Here is a 15,691-nt window from a genome sequence, read left to right as displayed (position 1 = left end):
CTTGGCTCGCTCATAGACGGACCTGTCCTTCGTATACACGCGAGGCCGGCCCGGTCATCATCACCGGGTGGCCAGGGCCTGCCCATTCGATGGACAAGCGCCCACCCGGCAGGTCGATCAGCAGCGGTGAATCCATCCACCCCTGGCTGATCGCGGCCACGGCAGCGGCGCAGGCACCGGTGCCGCAGGCCTGGGTTTCGCCGGCGCCGCGCTCCCACACACGCAATTGCGCGCGGGAACGGTCGATCACCTGCAGGAAGCCCACATTAACCCGCGCCGGAAAGCGCGGGTGATGTTCGATCTTCGGCCCCAGTTCATGCACGGGCGCATTGTTGATGTCATTGACCCGCAGCACCGCATGGGGATTGCCCATGGACACGGCGGCGATATCCACGCTGTTGCCGTCCACCTCCAGCGCATAACTGAGGGCCTGCTCGGGCGCCTGGAACGGAATGTCCGCCGGCACCAGGCGTGGCGCGCCCATGTTGACGCTGATCTGGCCGTCACTGCGGATATCCAGTTCGATCACGCCGCCTTTGGTCTCGACGCGGATCTGGCGCTTGGCGGTCAGGCGCTTGTCCAGCACGAAGCGCGCAAAGCAGCGCGCACCGTTGCCGCACTGTTCCACTTCAGAGCCATCAGAGTTGAAGATCCGATAACGGAAATCCACCTCCGGGTTGGTCGGCGCTTCCACCAGCAATAATTGGTCGAAGCCGACACCGGTATGCCGGTCGCCCCATTGTTTGGCGTGCTTGGGCAGGATGTGTGCGTGCTGGCTGACCAGGTCGAGAACCATGAAGTCATTGCCCAGCCCGTGCATCTTGGTAAAACGCAGCAGCATGGCTTACTCCGGCAGCAGGCTTTCGCCAGCATACAACTCGGCTACCGTCTCGCGGCGACGCACTTCGAACGCTTGATCACCGTCCACCAGCACCTCGGCGGCTCGCCCGCGCGTGTTGTAGTTGGAACTCATGACAAACCCATAGGCACCGGCCGAATGCACGGCCAGCAGGTCGCCTTCCTCCAGGGCCAGCTGACGATCCTTGGCCAGGAAGTCGCCGGTCTCACAGATCGGGCCGACGATGTCGTACGCGCGCGTTTCGCTGTCGCGAGGGGCAACGGCGGTGACATTCATCCAGGCCTGGTACAGCGCCGGGCGGATCAGGTCGTTCATCGCCGCGTCGACGATGGCGAAGTCCTTGTGCTCAGTGTGCTTGAGGTACTCGACCTGGGTCAGCAGCAAACCGGCATTGGCGACGATGTAGCGGCCCGGCTCGAACATCAGCGTCAGATCGCGGCCTTCGATACGCTCGCGCACCGCCTTGATGTAGTCGGCGATCAACGGCGGTTCTTCATCGCGATAACGCACGCCCACACCGCCACCCAGATCGATGTGGTGCAGGTAGATGCCGCAATCGCCGAGGCGGTCGATCAGCGCCAGCAGGCGGTCGAGCGCATCCAGGAACGGCGGCAGGGTGGTCAGTTGCGAGCCGATATGGCAGTCGACGCCCAACACGTCCAGGTTCGGCAATTGGGCGGCGCGGATGTACACGTCTTCGGCGTCGGCAATGGCGATGCCGAACTTGTTCTCCTTGAGGCCGGTGGAAATGTACGGGTGGGTGCCCGCATCGACGTCCGGGTTGACGCGCAGGGAGATCGGCGCGCGAACGCCCATCTCGGCGGCCACGACCTGCAGGCGCTCCAGCTCGTCGGTGGACTCGATGTTGAAGCAGTGCACACCCACTTCCAGGGCGCGGCGCATGTCTTCGCGGCTCTTGCCGACGCCGGAGAACACGATCTTGTCGGCCTGGCCACCGGCGGCCAATACACGTTCGAGTTCCCCACGGGACACAATGTCAAAACCAGCGCCCAGACGCGCCAGGACATTGAGTACACCCAGGTTGGAGTTGGCTTTCACCGCGTAGCACACCAGGTGCGGCACGCCTTCCAGCGGGTCGGTGAACGAGCGGTATTGCGCTTCGATATGTGCGCGGGAATACACATACGTCGGGGTGCCAAAGCGCTCGGCAATCGCAGACAGCGCCACGCCTTCCGCGAACAGCTCGCCGTCCCGGTAGTTAAAAGCGTCCATGAGGGTCCCTTAGTAAGTGTCGTGCTTGTGCGCTTTCGATGGCTTTTGCGACGACTGCGCCTGTTCGTTCGGGTCTTTGCTGTCGTCGGGCAGGTACAGCGGGCCTTTTTGACCACAGGCACTAACGAGGCAAGCGACCGCGACGAGCGCAGCAAGGGAAGAGATCAGGCGCTTCATGGCGAAATCCTTGAATGTGCATTAATTGCGCCCGAGTATACCGACCACCCGCCAGCTTGCCTATGCGCCGGAATACCCGTCCGGCGGGGGTTTGCCGAGAGGGTCGGGAAGCGGACTACGCTGTTTGAGGATATTTCACGCCGTCAATCGCGTTGAAATCGGTATCCTTTGCAATCGGCGGGGCGCGTCCGTATCGTGCGGCGCTTGAGCAGAACCAGACACTTTTGAGGTTGCCACAATGAGTTTGACCGAAGCCCGTTTTCACGACCTGGTGGATGCCACCCAGGAGAAGCTGGAAGATATTTTCGACGACAGCGACCTGGATGTGGATCTGGAAAACTCGGCCGGTGTGCTGACCGTCAAATTCGAGAGCGGGCAGCAACTGATCTTCAGTCGCCAGGAACCGCTGCGTCAGTTGTGGCTGGCGGCGCGCTCCGGTGGCGTTCACTTCGACTACGACGAAGACAGCGGCAAATGGCAGTGCGACAAAAGTGAAGAGTTGTTGGGCGAGATGCTCACGCGGCTGGTCGAGGAATATACCGGCGCCGAGCTGGACTTCGACGAGATCTGACAGTGACCCAGCCTGCCCTCGTACGCCCGCCCAAGCCGCTGTTCAGCAACGTCAGCCCGGCAGTGCCGTCGCCTTGTATCAGTTTGTGTCGCCTGGATGAGCAAAAAGTCTGCCTCGGCTGCTTCCGGCATGTCGAAGACATCCGCGAATGGCGCTCCGCCGACGATGCCCGGCGCCGAGTGATCTGCGCGCAGGCCGAGCAGCGCCGGGCCCAAGCCTGACGCCATCTTGTTTATTTGTGACGCTGTGGTAGTGTCCGGGTACGCCTCAACTCATCGAGGCCCGTGAGAACCCCGCCTTTTCCTGGCGGGGTTTTGCTTTTTTGTGCAGAAAAAAGGAGTCTGCCTGAATCATGACCACCGCACCGTCCATCATTCTCACCCGTCTTGACGTGCAGCGTCTGGAGCAACTGATCGACCGCTTGGGCGACGAGTTTCCCGGCGTCGAAGCGTTGCAGGCCGAACTCGACCGCGCCGAAGACGTGGTTGGTCACGATGAAGTGCCTGCAACTGTCGTGACCATGAACTCCAGCGTGCATTGCCGTGAACAAGGCAGTGGCAAGGACTATCACCTGACCCTGGTTTACCCCAAGGACGCGAATGCCGATGAAGGCAAGATCTCGATCCTGGCGCCGGTCGGCAGTGCTTTGCTGGGCCTGCAAGTGGGCCAGCACATCGATTGGCCCGCACCGGGCGGCAAGACCCTCAAGCTTGAATTGCTGAGTGTCGAAGGCCAGCCCAAAGACGGCGGCGCCTTCCCGCTTTAAATCTGGCTCAGCGCTTCATTGAGCGCGAGCTCCAGCTCGGCCTTGTAGCGCAGGTACAGATTGCTCGGGCTTTGCACGTCGCCCAGCAGGCCCGACAGGTCCAGGTCGGTGATGTAGCAACGGTAACGCTCGGACTCGCGGCGCTGCCCGATGATCTCCCGGGCGACCACCGCAAACAGCTGGTCGCCAAACTCCATTTCGGAAAATTCCCGCTGATTGCAGTACAGCGTGACACCCACCTGGCCGGGCGCCGCCTTGCCGATAATCGCCTGCACGTCATAAAACGGCTTGTTGGCCGGGTGTTGCGGCGCCGGCCTTGGTTCGACAACGCGTGCGCGGGCGCTGCCCGATGGCAACAGTTGGTAGTACAGCGTTTGTACTTCGCCCAGCGGCTGTTGGGTGTCCAGCGGTGACAGCGCTTCGCGGCGATAGATGATCGACAGCAGGAACCGCTGCAGCGGTGCCAACAGGCTCTGTTCATCATGGAACGGCAAGCGCTGCTGCCAGAGCGCGTTGAATTCGTCGAGCACATACAGCTCGGCGAAGCCTTCATTGACCCGATAGAACACTTGTATGCAATCGGCCTGGCCCATGGGCAGCAGCAGCGCCAGGTCGTGGTCTTCCAGCGCCATGGCGTCCAGGTGCCACGGGCTGTAGCTGGCCAGCTCTTCGCTGAGGTAGGCGACCAAGGCGTCCTCGGTTGGCAGTGACACGTGGGTGGCTTGGCCGGGAATCAGTTCCATGACGTGATAGTGCTGCTGCACCTGGAGCAGGTAGCGGTGGTTGCTTTGGCCGAGCAGCAGATGCTGTGCGGTGTCGAATATTTCTTCGACGCGCTGGGCAATGAACTGCGCTCGGTTGTGACAGAAACAGCGCACCCGCAACCGCGGCAAATGAGCCGGCGGCAGTTGGTTGAGGTAGTCGCGCAGGCAGTCGAGCAGCGCATGGGGGCCGTCGTAGCGGCTGACCATCACCTCGTTCCAGCTATTGAGCGTGACCTGGTCCAAGGTCAATACCAGGTTTTCACGCACGCCGGCATAACTCAGGGAGTCGGTGCGCTCGGTGGTCATCAGAATATTCAGGTCACGGTGATGCTTGAGTGGGTCGACGCCGACGTTAATCAGCAACAGCACTTCTTCCGGTACCGCCGAACGCAACAGGCGCGCTTCATCGACGCTGGCCAGGGGCAGGGCGATGGTCTGTTGCAGGCTGCCCAGCAGGTTGAACAGCTCAAACTCGGTCATGTCGCTGGCGCCGGGGTGCAGCGCCAGGCGCGTGCTGCTGTCGATCACACCGTTGCGATGGCACCAGGTGAGCATTTCCAGCAGGTCGCGGCTGCGTTTGATCGGCGCGAAGTGCTCCCATTCCAGGGCCGTGAGGTTGCCGTTATACAGGCCCCAATGGTGCTGGCCCGGCTCTTTGCGGTTGGGTGAATGCACCAGGGTCAGGGTGTCTTCGGCCAGGTCCGGGGCAATCCCGGGGTTGATGAACTCGACCTTGCCGGCCTTGCGTTCAAAGGCTGCGTACAAGCGCCGGCCCAGCACATTGAGGTCGCGCTTGTTGATCAGGCTGACGGTCTGTTCCGTACGGGCGAACTGGGTGAGGAAGCGGTAGCTGTAGTTCAGCTCGTTGACCAGGGCACGGCGCTCGGAGGCGACCTGACGCACTTTCCATTGGCTGCGGCTGTCCAGCAGGGCCAATTGGCGCTGGTCCCAACCCCACTCATCGGCCAGGCGTTCGAGCAGCAGTCGTTGCCAACTGGAGGTTCGCTGGCCGGCGCTGAGCTTGCGGTTGACCTTCAGGTACAGGCTGCGCCGCACCAGTTCCAGGCGTTCGGGTTCATTGCGGGCCTTGAGGTATTCCTCGATGCGGCGGTAGACCACGATGTACGGGTCCAGCTCGTCCAGGTCCAGCTGATTGGCAAACACCGCGCGCTTGAAGCGCAGGCTCAGGCAGTGCACCTTGGGGTGTTCGCTGGCGTAGACCTCGGTCAGCAGCAGCTTGAGCACCGATTTATAGGGCGACTCGATGCCCTTGAACAGTTGCCACAGCCCGGCGCCGATGAATTCCCCCGGAGGAATGCGCGCCAGATGGCCGAGATCGAGGGTTTCGTCGGCGCGAATGAAGCGTTTGGAGATCAGCGTGTGGGTGAACTCGGCATAGCGGCTTTCTTCGTACACCGGGACCAGCCACCAGATCGGCGTGCGCCCGGCCAGCCAGATGGCGGTGCGGTAGAACTCGTCCAGCAGCAAATAGTGCTGGGTGGTGCCGCAATCGTCGGAACTCAGTTGGGTGTCCCGTTCACCGAGCACAAAGCGCGTCGGTTCGATCAGAAAGAAATGCGCCTCGGCACCCATGGTCTGAGCCCAGGCTTCCAGCAGCTGGCACTTCTTGCGCAGCTCGGCCAGCTCGTTTTCATTCAGGTCCGGAGCGTGGCACACCCACACGTCCATATCGCTTTGATCCGCCTGGGCCAACGTGCCCAGGCTGCCCATCAGGAACAGACCGTGGATCGGGCGGGGCGGGTTGCCATGGCGCGGTTTGTAGGAGAAAGAACGGGTCAGGCGCTGGGCTTCGGCCAGAGCCTGGGCATCGGGTTCGAAGTTCGAAAGCCCGGCCGGTGTGCCGCTGGAGACATAGCCCGGCAGCAAAGGGTGATTAACGTGGAAAAACAGCGGCAACAAGGTGAGCACGCTTTGTTGGCGCGGGGTCAACCCTTCGACGGCCCGGGCCATGCGGCCTTCATTGAGGGCCATGAAACGCGCGCGCAATTGGGTCAGCACCTTACGGTCGATGCCTTCGTCCAGGTCGGGGCGGATTTCATGGGTGCGGGTCATGTCGAATTCGGTGGCTCGCAGGGCCCGACGTGGGCGGCCGTGTAGGAGTTTACAGGCAGTAGCGTAGGAGGTTTAGAGGGAAATGGCGGTTGGCGCCAGAATTTTGCACCTTGCACAGCAACGCCCGTGGAATCCGCAGAGGGGCGGACTCCATGGGCGGGATCAGGTGTCAGGCGGCTTCTTTGGTGGAGGCGGTGGTCAAGATAGTCAGCAAGGTCTGCGCTTGCTCGGCGGCGTCCCGGCCAAGACTGGTCAGATAGCCTCCATCCGGTTGGTCGATGAGCCCTTTCGCATGGAGACGCTTGGCAGCGGCGATGGCAGTGGGGGCGGCGGTCTGATGGACTTTCAGACCTTCCTTGGTGCTGTCCAGGGGGAAGAGTACAAGGATTTCCAGTTCGGCAACCAACTCAGGGGTATACGACATAAGGACTCCAGACTTTCTAAAATTTATTAGAGGCTAGCAGGCCATAAGGTGAACGCACTTTGCCGAACTGTCCAGCGTGTTGCTGCGCGCCCGAGGGTTATTGTTTTTCCGGCGGCAACTCAGGCAATGCTCGCAGCGCTGTTTCATACCACTGGGTATCAAAAGCGCGGTCTTCGTCCAGCATTGCATCGATCTCGAAGGCCAGCACATGGGCCATGAGATTCAGAATCTCTTCGCGCTCATAACCGACCAGCGTCAGTTTGTTGAACGTGGCCTTGGCCGCTGGCGGGTTGTCGCTTTCGATCTGGTTTTCAATCGCTTCGATCAGCGTGTTTTCGGTGAATTCTTCTTCGTCGTTGTCGATATCGGTCGGCTCGCTCATGGCAGGCTCCTCAAGGAAAGGGCGCCAGTCTAACTCCATTCAGGCGGGTGATGCTGCTGGTCAGGCCGCGCCTCAGCGTCTATAACGCTTGCAGCCAACCCCACACCCGGCCTGGAGGCGTTCGCAATGCTCAAGCTCTACGGTTTTTCGGTCAGCAACTACTACAACATGGTCAAGCTGGCGCTGATGGAGAAAGGCCTACCTTTCGAAGAGGTGCCTTTTTATGCAGGACAAACGCCTGAAGCCCTGGCGGTGAGCCCACGAGGCAAAGTGCCGGTGCTCGGCGTCAAGCAAGGCTTCATCAATGAAACCAGCGTGATCCTCGAATACATCGAGCAGACTCAGGAAGGGCCTGCGCTGCTGCCGGCCGAGCCGTTCCAGCGCGCCCAGGTGCTGGCGTTGTGCAGGGAGATCGAGTTGTACATTGAATTGCCCGCACGGGCGTGCTTCGCCGAGGCGTTCTTTGGCATGCAGGTGCCGGAGGCGATCAAGGAGAAAGCCCGAGCTGAATTGTTGCTTGGAGTAGGAAGTTTAGGCCGGCACGGCAAGTTCGCGCCTTATGTAGCAGGGGAGCTCTTCACCATTGCCGATCTGTATTTCATGTACAGCATGAATCTCGCCTGTGCCGTGGGCGAGAAACTGTTTGGGCTGGACTTGCTGGCTGAAATGCCGAAGGCGAAGGCGCTGCTGGAGCGTTTGAATGCGATGCCCAATGCGCAAAAGGTCGAGGCGGACCGGCAGGCGGCGATGCCTGGGTTTATGGCGATGATTGCGGCTAAAAAGTAATCAAGTGTGGGAGGGGACAAGCCCCCCTCCCACATTTTATTCAGCGGCTGGCGAGCAGGGCCTGGCCGCGTACCACTGCTGCCTTCACCTGCGCCGGCGCGGTGCCGCCTACGTGATTACGGGCATTCACCGAGCCTTCCAGGGTCAGCACGGCGAACACGTCCTGCTCGATCTGGTCGCTGAACTGGCGCAATTCTTCCAGGCTCATTTCAGCCAGGTCCTTGCCGGTGTCCACGCCATATTTCACGGCATGGCCCACGATTTCATGGCAGTCACGGAACGGCAGACCACGCCGCACCAGGTAGTCGGCCAGGTCGGTCGCGGTGGAGAAACCCCGCAAGGCTGCTTCGCGCATGATCGCGTGCTTGGGCTTGATCGCCGGGATCATGTCGGCAAACGCACGCAGTGAGTCGCGCAGGGTGTCGGCGGCATCGAACAGCGGCTCCTTGTCTTCCTGGTTATCCTTGTTGTAGGCCAGCGGCTGGCCTTTCATCAGGGTCAGCAGGCCCATCAGTGCGCCGAATACGCGGCCGCTCTTGCCACGCACCAGCTCGGGCACGTCGGGGTTTTTCTTTTGCGGCATGATCGAACTGCCGGTGCAGAAACGGTCCGGCAGGTCGATGAACTGGAATTGCGCGCTGGTCCACAGCACCAACTCTTCGGAGAAGCGCGACAGGTGCATCATCGCGATGCTCGCGGCGGCGCAGAATTCGATGGCGAAATCTCGGTCCGACACGCCGTCCAGGGAGTTGCCGCCGACGGCGTCGAAACCCAGCAGCTGCGCGGTGTACTCGCGGTCGATCGGGTAGGTGGTGCCCGCCAGCGCGGCGCTGCCCAACGGCATGCGGTTGGTGCGCTTGCGGCAATCCACCAGGCGCTCGTAATCGCGGCTGAGCATTTCGAACCAGGCCAGCAGGTGGTGGCCGAAGGTCACGGGCTGAGCGGTCTGCAGGTGAGTGAAACCGGGCATGATGGTGTCCGATTCACGCTCGGCCTGTTCCAGCAAACCTTTCTGCAAGCGGGTGATTTCAGCCAGGATCAAGTCGATTTCATCGCGCAGCCACAGGCGGATATCGGTGGCCACCTGGTCGTTACGACTGCGACCGGTGTGCAGCTTCTTGCCGGTCACACCGATGCGATCGGTGAGGCGAGCCTCGATGTTCATGTGCACGTCTTCCAGGTCGACGCGCCAGTCGAACGTACCGGCTTCGATCTCGCCACGGATGGTGGTCAGACCATCGATGATGCTGTCGCGCTCGGCGTCGGTCAGTACGCCGACCTTGGCCAGCATCGTGGCATGGGCGATGGAGCCCATGATGTCGTGGCGGTACAGGCGCTGGTCGAAGGTGACGGAGGCGGTGAAGCGCGCGACGAAGGCGTCGACGGGTTCACTGAAGCGGCCGCCCCAGGACTGGTTGGTCTTGTCGGTGCTCATGGATTCGCTCGTGATCTGCTTAAAAGAGGCGTGGAGGTGTGCCGCCGATAATAACAGGGTTGTCCGCAGACGCGGTGCTGTGGGCGGACGGCAATTTTATTTGTGCAAAGGATGGCTAAGTGCCTTGCCGCCGACCGCGTCCGGGACGAGACTGGGAGCAGGTTCTTATTGAAACGATATTTGACGATTGAGCAATATCGTCTCAGCGAGCGTCTACAGTTGGACTGAGCGTGTGTGAATGCACCAAAGTCGGGTCATGCGGTCAGAGCCCAGACTATCCATTAAAAAAGGGGGGTATTCGGATTGTGTATCAGCAAACCCTACGACGCTGCGCGAATGCAGCGGGTCTTGGGCGCTATTGAACAGGTCCGGGTAAATTTGGGTGCCGCTCCCAGGGCACTTTTTGCCGCTCGCGCTAGTCTTAGCGTGGATCGCTGTGACGCAAGTCACCGCACCTGTCTACGCTATCCTTGTGCGAGACTCACGCAGGAATCCAGCGCTATATGAATGTCCTGATCGTTGATGACGAACCCCAAGCCCGCGAGCGACTGAGCCGTCTGGTCAGTGAACTCGAGGGTTATACAGTTCTTGAGCCGAGCGCCACCAGCGGCGAGGAGGCGTTGACGTTGATCGACAGCCTCAAGCCGGATGTGGTGTTGCTCGATATCCGTATGCCGGGCCTCGATGGTCTGCAAGTTGCCGCCCGCCTGAGCGAACGCGAGTCGCCCCCTGCGGTGGTGTTATGCGCGGCCGAGGAAGAGTTTTCTGCACAGACGCTGGAAGACAGCGGTGTCAGTTTTCTCGTCAAGCCGGTGACTGGCGAAGCATTGCTCAAGGCCTTGAAGAAAGCCGAGCGCCCCAGCCGTGTTCAGCTCGCAGCCCTGACCCAGCCTGCCGCCCAGAGTGGTAACGGCCCCCGCAGCCATATCAGTGCACGCACCCGCAAGGGCATCGAGCTGATTCCCCTCGGTCAGGTGGTTTATTTTATCGCCGACCATAAATACGTAACCTTGCGCCACGAAGCCGGTGAAGTGTTGCTCGATGAGCCGCTCAAAGCCCTGGAAGATGAATTCGGCGACCGCTTCGTGCGTATCCATCGCAATGCGCTGGTGGCCCGTGAGCGTATCGAACGCTTGCAACGCACGCCCCTGGGGCACTTTCAGCTGTTCCTGAAGGGGCTCAATGGCGATGCCTTGATCGTCAGTCGGCGCCATGTCGCCGGCGTGCGCAAGATGATGCAGCAGCTTTAACCCAGAGGCCCTGGCGAGCTGCGCAGTCCTTATCCCGGTGCGACGCGGCCAGGGAGGCCCCGCACTTGCTGATTCAAATCAAAGCGTATTTGCCTGAGCTGTTATTATCTGCCGTATCTATTCAGTACGGATTGATCCATGTCTTCTCGCGAAATCCGCATCGCCACCCGTAAAAGTGCCCTGGCCTTATGGCAGGCCGAATACGTCAAAGCACGCCTTGAGCAGGCCCACCCTGGCCTCAGGGTGACCCTGGTACCCATGGTCAGTCGCGGCGATAAATTGCTGGACTCGCCACTGTCGAAAATTGGCGGCAAGGGCTTGTTCGTCAAGGAACTGGAAACCGCGCTGCTGGAGAACGAAGCCGACATCGCCGTGCATTCGATGAAAGACGTGCCCATGGACTTCCCTGAAGGCCTGGGCCTTTTTTGCATCTGCGAGCGCGAAGACCCCCGCGACGCCTTTGTTTCCAACACCTATGCCTCCCTGGATGACTTGCCCCTGGGTAGCATCGTGGGCACCTCCAGCCTGCGTCGCCAGGCCCAGTTGCTGACCCGTCGCCCCGACCTGCAGATCCGCTTTCTGCGCGGCAACGTCAACACGCGCCTGGCCAAGCTGGATGCGGGTGAGTACGACGCGATCATCCTCGCAGCGGCCGGCCTGATCCGCCTGGGTTTCGAAGACCGCATCACCCATGCAATCAGCGTCGAGGACAGCTTGCCCGCTGGAGGGCAGGGTGCGGTCGGCGTTGAATGTCGTACCGCCGACAGCGAAATTCATGCACTGCTCAAACCGCTTGATCACGCGGACACCGAGGTTCGCGTCACCGCCGAGCGTGCCCTGAACAAGCACCTCAACGGTGGCTGCCAGGTACCGATCGCCTGCTATGCCGTGCTCGAAGGTGAGAACCTGTGGTTGCGTGGCCTGGTCGGGGACCCGGACGGCGGCACGCTGCTGACCGCGCAAGTGCGCGGCCCACAACGTGAGGCCACGGCCCTGGGCATCCAGGTCGCCGAGGAACTGCTGAGCAAGGGCGCTGGCGCCATTCTGCAAAAAGTCTACGGCGAGGCCGGCCCGCAGTGACCCCGTGGCGATTGCTGCTCACACGGCCTGCCGAAGAATCGGCAGCCTTGGCGGCGACATTGGCCGATGCGGGTGTTTTCAGCAGCCAGCTGCCCTTGCTGGAGATCGAAGCCTTGCCGGTCACGCCTGAACAACGGGCAGTCTTCGGGGCGCTGCAGCGCTACTGCGCAGTGATCGTGGTGAGCAAGCCGGCGGCGCGTCTTGCCCTGCAACAATTGAGCGCGCCCTGGCCGCGACTGCCGTGGTTCAGTGTCGGTGCTGCTACTGCACAGATACTGGCCGAGCAGGGTCTGGACGTGCACTATCCGACAACGGGTGACGACAGCGAGGCCTTGCTTCAATTGCCGGCGTTGCGCGAGGCTATCGCGCTCCCCGGTGCCAAGGTGTTGATCCTGCGCGGCGAGGGCGGTCGGGAGCTGCTCGCGGAGCGTTTGCGCGAGCGAGGTGTTAGTGTCGACTATCTGGAACTGTATCGCCGTTTGCTTGCGGCCTACGACCCAGGCGCACTGACGCAGCGCATCCAGTTGGAACGCTTGAACGGCCTGGTGGTCAGCAGTGGGCAAGGTTTTTTACACTTGCAGGCCCTAGCCGGCTCCGATTGGCCTGAGGTGGCGCAGCTGCCGTTGTTCGTGCCCAGCCCGCGCGTCTACGAGATGGCGCGGGCCGCTGGCGCAGAAAAAGTTGTGGATTGTCGCGGCGCGAGTGCTGCGGCTTTGTTAGTGGCGTTAGGGAGTCATCCCGTTCCCACTCTCTGATACGCAAAGGACGGATACGTGAGCGAAACAGCCTTGCCTAAAGATGAAGCTCAGCCCGCGCTTGATGCGCCGGTCGGAACGCCGGTCGCCGCGCCACGCCGTGGCAATGGCCTGGCAGTCGTCGCTTTGCTGCTTGGCGCTGCGGGCGTTGCCGCCGGCGGCTGGGGAATCTGGCAGGTGCGTGCCCTGCAAGCCAGCAGCCAGCAGCAACTGGGTCAGGTACAGACCCTGGATGACCAATCCCAGAGCCTCAAGCAGAGCCAGCAACAGTTGGCCGCCCGCCTGGCGCAGTTGCCCGGCGCCGATGAGCTGGAAGAGCGCCGACGCCTGGTCGCCCAGTTGCAGGGTGACCAGCAACGCCTGAACCAGCGCCTGGAAACCGTACTGGGTGCCAGCCGCAAGGATTGGCGCCTGGCCGAGGCCGAGCATCTGATTCGTCTGGCCAGCTTGCGTCTGTCGGCCTTGCAGGACATCAACAGCGCTCAGTCGCTGGTTCAGGGTGCCGACGAGATTCTGCGTGAGCAGAGCGACCCCGGCGCGTTCGCGGCGCGCGAGCAACTGGCCAAGAGCCTGGCGGCGCTGCGCAGCACCGAACAGCCGGACCGCACCGGGTTGTACCTGCAGTTGGCCGCGTTGCGCGACCAAGTGGTGCAACTGGCGGCGATCGCCCCGGAGTATCAACTCACTGAGCCCGCTTCCCAGGGTCGCCCGACCAGCGATACGGGCAATCAATTGAGCCAATGGTGGGAGCAGGTATCCCGTTATTTCCGTATCGACTTCAATCCCGATGACAACATTCGTCCGCTGCTGGCGGGCCAAGGGTTGAATCAGGTGCGCCTGGCCCTGAGCCTGGCGCTGGAGCAGGCACAGTGGGCTGCGCTCAACGGCGAATCGGCAGTGTATAGCCGCTCGCTGGGTGAAGCGCGCAGCGTACTGCAGGATAACTTCAACCAGGACAACCCGCAGAGCAAGGCGATGCTAGCACGTATCGCCGAGCTCGAGCCCAAGGCCGTGTCGGTGGTGACGCCTGACCTGGCCGCGAGCCTCGCGGCTGTGCAGGCGTACCTTGAGCGTCGTCATCTGTCTGCTGACGAAGCCAAGGCTTCGGCTGCCAAGCCTGCGGCCCAGGAGTAGAGCCGATGAAGCGTTTCTATGTGATCCTGGTGCTGGCAATTGCGATCGCCCTCGCGTTGGCCGTAGGTATTTCGAAACACACCGGCTACGTGCTGATTACCTACCCCCATCTGCTGCATTACGAATCGAGCCTGTGGGCCACATTGGTGGCGGTGTTTGCCATAGGCCTGGCGATCTATCTGATTCGCGTCCTGCTGAGCCTGGTCACTGCCTCGGGTGGCGTGGTCAACCCCTGGTCGCGGCGCAATCGCAGCCGCCGTGTGCAGATTGCAATCGAGCAAGGCCAGATGGACCTGGCCGAAGGCCGCTGGGCCAGTGCCGAACGCCACCTGCACCGTGCCGCGGAAGCGGAGCGCCAACCACTGCTGTACTACCTTGGTGCGGCGCGTGCGGCCAATGAGCTGGGACGTTATGCAGAGTCGGATGGTTTGCTGGAGCGCGCGCTGGCTCGCCAGCCCCAGGCGGAACTGGCCATTGCCTTGAGCCATGCACAATTGCAGATGGACCGTGGCGATACTGAAGGTGCCCTGGTCACCCTGCAGGCGATGCATGAGCGCCATCCTCACAATGCCCAGGTCCTGCGTCAGCTGCAGCGGCTGCATCAGCAGCGCGGTGATTGGTCGGCGGTGATTCGCCTGTTGCCTGAACTGCGTAAGGACAAGGTGCTGCCGACCGGTGAGCTGGCCGAACTGGAGCGCCGGGCCTGGGGAGAAAACCTCAGCCTGGCCGCACACCGTGAGGAGCCGGGCGAGGCCGGCTTGCGGTCTCTTGACCGCGCCTGGGAGCAACTGACTTCAGCCCAGCGCCAGGAGCCGCAACTGGTGTTGGCGTATGCTGACCAACTGCGTCGACTGGGCGCGGACGCCAAGGCCGAGGAAGCACTGCGCGGTGCGCTCAAGCGCAGTTACGACAGCCATCTTATTCGGCTCTACGGCCTGCTGCGCGGCAGCGACCCGGCCCGTCAGTTGAAGTTTGCCGAAGGCTGGCTGAAGGATCATCCGGGCGATGCTAGCCTATTGCTGACGCTGGGCCGTCTGTGCCTGCAGAACAGCCTGTGGGGTAAGGCACGTGATTATCTGGAAAGCAGCCTGCAGGTGCAGCGCAATCCCGAAGCCTGTGCCGAATTGGCCCGCCTGCTGGCCCAACTGGGTGATACCGAGCGCAGCAACCAGCTGTTCCAGGAAGGCTTGGGGTTACTCGACAATCGTCTGCTGGCCTCACCGTTGCCAGCCCCCGCCCAAGCTTGAAGTAGGAAAGGACCAACGGGTTGGCTCAGACGGATCTAGAGGCCAACCCCTTAACCCTATGTAAACATTCGGCTTAAGTGGGCTCGTAACCAATTCTTACGTCTTGAAGGGCGATTTCCTCAGTGTGCTGGCGGGATCTCCCCGCGTTTTAGCGGAATTGTCTGCTCCAAGGCGTATTGAAAGGGGTCGGGCCTTTCCTCTACCGTAGCGACCTATCTCTTGCGGTGCGGATAAACAATGTCTTTGGCCCCCTTACGCTCCTTGTTTTTCCTGGCGTTCATGGCCGGTGCGCTGACGTTGGGCGTGTCTTTCTATCTGGAATATGGCGCACTGTTGCAGCCATGCTTTTTGTGCCAGGTGCAACGGTTGTTGCTCGCCGCCTTTGTACTGATCAACCTGATCGCGGCCCTTCATAACCCTGGCCGCTCCGGCGTGTATGTGTATGGGCTGGCGAGCATGGGGTGTGCGTTGTTTGGCGCCGTCACCGCCGGGCGCCAGGTGCTGCTGCAGAACACTGCGTCGGACCAAATGCCGAAGTGCTGGCCAACCCTTGATTACATGATTGAAAACCTGTCGTTTTGGCAGGCTGCTCGGTCAGTCTTCAAGGGTACTGTCGATTGCGTCGAAATCAATTGGACGCTATTTGACCTCAGCCTGCCGGAGTGGAGTCTGTTGTTTTTCGTGGCGATGCTGATTCTGGGTGCCACGCCGCTTTCTCGCTTGTTGCTCAGTCGGCGTTATCTAGCGTAAAGCGA

The 15,691-nt window shown here is 61.5% G+C and carries 17 protein-coding genes; 10 read left to right on the top strand and 7 right to left on the bottom strand.

All coding sequences use genetic code 11. The features are described from left to right. Window positions 1-10 precede the first annotated feature (10 nt). Genes dapF through C4J91_RS26525 form a run of 3 tightly spaced genes read right to left on the bottom strand, consistent with a single transcriptional unit; the run spans window position 11 to window position 2,269 of the window. Window positions 11-841 (bottom strand): diaminopimelate epimerase, encoded by an 831-nt coding sequence (gene dapF, locus C4J91_RS26535; RefSeq protein ID WP_124364944.1) that lies wholly within the window; start codon window positions 839-841, stop codon window positions 11-13. Between the two features lie 3 nt (window positions 842-844). Then, a complete protein-coding gene (lysA, locus tag C4J91_RS26530; protein ID WP_124364943.1) occupies window positions 845-2,092 on the bottom strand; it encodes a diaminopimelate decarboxylase in 1,248 nt (415 codons plus the stop codon). A gap of 9 nt (window positions 2,093-2,101) precedes the next feature. Beyond that, window positions 2,102-2,269 (bottom strand): lipoprotein, encoded by a 168-nt coding sequence (locus C4J91_RS26525; protein ID WP_003195417.1) that lies wholly within the window; start codon window positions 2,267-2,269, stop codon window positions 2,102-2,104. Between the two features lie 238 nt (window positions 2,270-2,507). Between C4J91_RS26525 and cyaY the strand changes: the two genes are divergently transcribed. The 3 genes from cyaY (at window position 2,508) to rnk (ending at window position 3,606) form a co-directional block, all read left to right on the top strand. Beyond that, the gene (gene cyaY, locus C4J91_RS26520; RefSeq protein WP_124364942.1) at window positions 2,508-2,840 is read left to right on the top strand and encodes an iron donor protein CyaY; all 333 of its coding nucleotides are present in this window, start codon (window positions 2,508-2,510) and stop codon (window positions 2,838-2,840) included. 2 nt (window positions 2,841-2,842) lie between these two features. Continuing rightward, window positions 2,843-3,061 (top strand): DUF1289 domain-containing protein, encoded by a 219-nt coding sequence (locus C4J91_RS26515; RefSeq protein WP_124364941.1) that lies wholly within the window; start codon window positions 2,843-2,845, stop codon window positions 3,059-3,061. A 131-nt stretch (window positions 3,062-3,192) separates the two neighbouring features. After that, on the top strand, window positions 3,193-3,606 hold the full coding sequence (gene rnk, locus C4J91_RS26510; RefSeq protein WP_124364940.1) for a nucleoside diphosphate kinase regulator: 414 nt from the start codon (window positions 3,193-3,195) through the stop codon (window positions 3,604-3,606). On the opposite strand, the gene C4J91_RS26505 is transcribed toward rnk, so the two are convergent. From C4J91_RS26505 to C4J91_RS26495, 3 genes are all read right to left on the bottom strand, one after another. Next, window positions 3,603-6,443: a class I adenylate cyclase gene (locus C4J91_RS26505; protein ID WP_124364939.1), complete on the bottom strand. Its 2,841-nt coding sequence runs from the start codon at window positions 6,441-6,443 to the stop codon at window positions 3,603-3,605. The genes rnk and C4J91_RS26505 overlap by 4 nt on opposite strands. A gap of 169 nt (window positions 6,444-6,612) precedes the next feature. Beyond that, window positions 6,613-6,867, bottom strand: a complete 255-nt coding sequence (locus C4J91_RS26500; RefSeq protein WP_003195403.1) for a TIGR02647 family protein — start codon at window positions 6,865-6,867, stop codon at window positions 6,613-6,615. Between the two features lie 97 nt (window positions 6,868-6,964). Next, window positions 6,965-7,249, bottom strand: a complete 285-nt coding sequence (locus C4J91_RS26495) for a hypothetical protein (protein ID WP_124364938.1) — start codon at window positions 7,247-7,249, stop codon at window positions 6,965-6,967. A gap of 126 nt (window positions 7,250-7,375) precedes the next feature. Here C4J91_RS26495 and C4J91_RS26490 point away from each other — a divergent pair, with 126 nt between their 5' ends. After that, entirely contained in the window at window positions 7,376-8,035 is a 660-nt protein-coding gene (locus C4J91_RS26490; RefSeq protein WP_124364937.1) for a glutathione S-transferase family protein, read from the top strand. A 40-nt stretch (window positions 8,036-8,075) separates the two neighbouring features. On the opposite strand, the gene argH is transcribed toward C4J91_RS26490, so the two are convergent. Then, window positions 8,076-9,470 (bottom strand): argininosuccinate lyase, encoded by a 1,395-nt coding sequence (gene argH, locus C4J91_RS26485; RefSeq protein ID WP_124364936.1) that lies wholly within the window; start codon window positions 9,468-9,470, stop codon window positions 8,076-8,078. A gap of 503 nt (window positions 9,471-9,973) precedes the next feature. On the opposite strand from argH, the gene C4J91_RS26480 reads away from it, so the two are divergent. The 6 genes from C4J91_RS26480 (at window position 9,974) to C4J91_RS26460 (ending at window position 15,686) form a co-directional block, all read left to right on the top strand. Then, window positions 9,974-10,720, top strand: a complete 747-nt coding sequence (locus C4J91_RS26480) for a LytTR family DNA-binding domain-containing protein (RefSeq protein WP_124364935.1) — start codon at window positions 9,974-9,976, stop codon at window positions 10,718-10,720. Window positions 10,721-10,858: 138 nt separating this feature from the next. Beyond that, on the top strand, window positions 10,859-11,800 hold the full coding sequence (hemC, locus tag C4J91_RS26475; protein WP_124364934.1) for a hydroxymethylbilane synthase: 942 nt from the start codon (window positions 10,859-10,861) through the stop codon (window positions 11,798-11,800). Further along, the gene (locus C4J91_RS27935) at window positions 11,797-12,555 is read left to right on the top strand and encodes a uroporphyrinogen-III synthase (RefSeq protein WP_256681631.1); all 759 of its coding nucleotides are present in this window, start codon (window positions 11,797-11,799) and stop codon (window positions 12,553-12,555) included. The genes hemC and C4J91_RS27935 overlap by 4 nt, the downstream gene beginning before the upstream one ends. A gap of 18 nt (window positions 12,556-12,573) precedes the next feature. Then, a complete protein-coding gene (locus tag C4J91_RS27930; protein WP_256658898.1) occupies window positions 12,574-13,689 on the top strand; it encodes a uroporphyrinogen-III C-methyltransferase in 1,116 nt (371 codons plus the stop codon). A gap of 5 nt (window positions 13,690-13,694) precedes the next feature. Beyond that, window positions 13,695-14,936 (top strand): heme biosynthesis protein HemY, encoded by a 1,242-nt coding sequence (locus tag C4J91_RS26465; protein ID WP_124364933.1) that lies wholly within the window; start codon window positions 13,695-13,697, stop codon window positions 14,934-14,936. A 237-nt stretch (window positions 14,937-15,173) separates the two neighbouring features. Next, a complete protein-coding gene (locus C4J91_RS26460; RefSeq protein ID WP_124364932.1) occupies window positions 15,174-15,686 on the top strand; it encodes a disulfide bond formation protein B in 513 nt (170 codons plus the stop codon). Window positions 15,687-15,691 lie beyond the last annotated feature (5 nt).

Origin of the sequence: Pseudomonas sp. R3-52-08 (assembly GCF_003851745.1) — a bacterium.
GTDB lineage: Bacteria > Pseudomonadota > Gammaproteobacteria > Pseudomonadales > Pseudomonadaceae > Aquipseudomonas.
Note: the sequence above shows the minus strand (reverse complement) of the source record. Positions and strands in the feature narration are given on the sequence as shown.

Bases quoted from the DNA above. Each gene is read 5' to 3' on its own strand.
- dapF (WP_124364944.1), bottom strand. From the start codon at position 841: ATGCTGCTGCGTTTTACCAAGATGCACGGGCTGGGCAATGACTTCATG.
- lysA (WP_124364943.1), bottom strand. From the start codon at position 2,092: ATGGACGCTTTTAACTACCGGGACGGCGAGCTGTTCGCGGAAGGCGTG.
- C4J91_RS26525 (WP_003195417.1), bottom strand. From the start codon at position 2,269: ATGAAGCGCCTGATCTCTTCCCTTGCTGCGCTCGTCGCGGTCGCTTGC.
- cyaY (WP_124364942.1), top strand. From the start codon at position 2,508: ATGAGTTTGACCGAAGCCCGTTTTCACGACCTGGTGGATGCCACCCAG.
- rnk (WP_124364940.1), top strand. From the start codon at position 3,193: ATGACCACCGCACCGTCCATCATTCTCACCCGTCTTGACGTGCAGCGT.
- C4J91_RS26505 (WP_124364939.1), bottom strand. From the start codon at position 6,443: ATGACCCGCACCCATGAAATCCGCCCCGACCTGGACGAAGGCATCGAC.
- C4J91_RS26500 (WP_003195403.1), bottom strand. From the start codon at position 6,867: ATGTCGTATACCCCTGAGTTGGTTGCCGAACTGGAAATCCTTGTACTC.
- C4J91_RS26495 (WP_124364938.1), bottom strand. From the start codon at position 7,249: ATGAGCGAGCCGACCGATATCGACAACGACGAAGAAGAATTCACCGAA.
- C4J91_RS26490 (WP_124364937.1), top strand. From the start codon at position 7,376: ATGCTCAAGCTCTACGGTTTTTCGGTCAGCAACTACTACAACATGGTC.
- argH (WP_124364936.1), bottom strand. From the start codon at position 9,470: ATGAGCACCGACAAGACCAACCAGTCCTGGGGCGGCCGCTTCAGTGAA.
- C4J91_RS26480 (WP_124364935.1), top strand. From the start codon at position 9,974: ATGAATGTCCTGATCGTTGATGACGAACCCCAAGCCCGCGAGCGACTG.
- hemC (WP_124364934.1), top strand. From the start codon at position 10,859: ATGTCTTCTCGCGAAATCCGCATCGCCACCCGTAAAAGTGCCCTGGCC.
- C4J91_RS26465 (WP_124364933.1), top strand. From the start codon at position 13,695: ATGAAGCGTTTCTATGTGATCCTGGTGCTGGCAATTGCGATCGCCCTC.
- C4J91_RS26460 (WP_124364932.1), top strand. From the start codon at position 15,174: ATGTCTTTGGCCCCCTTACGCTCCTTGTTTTTCCTGGCGTTCATGGCC.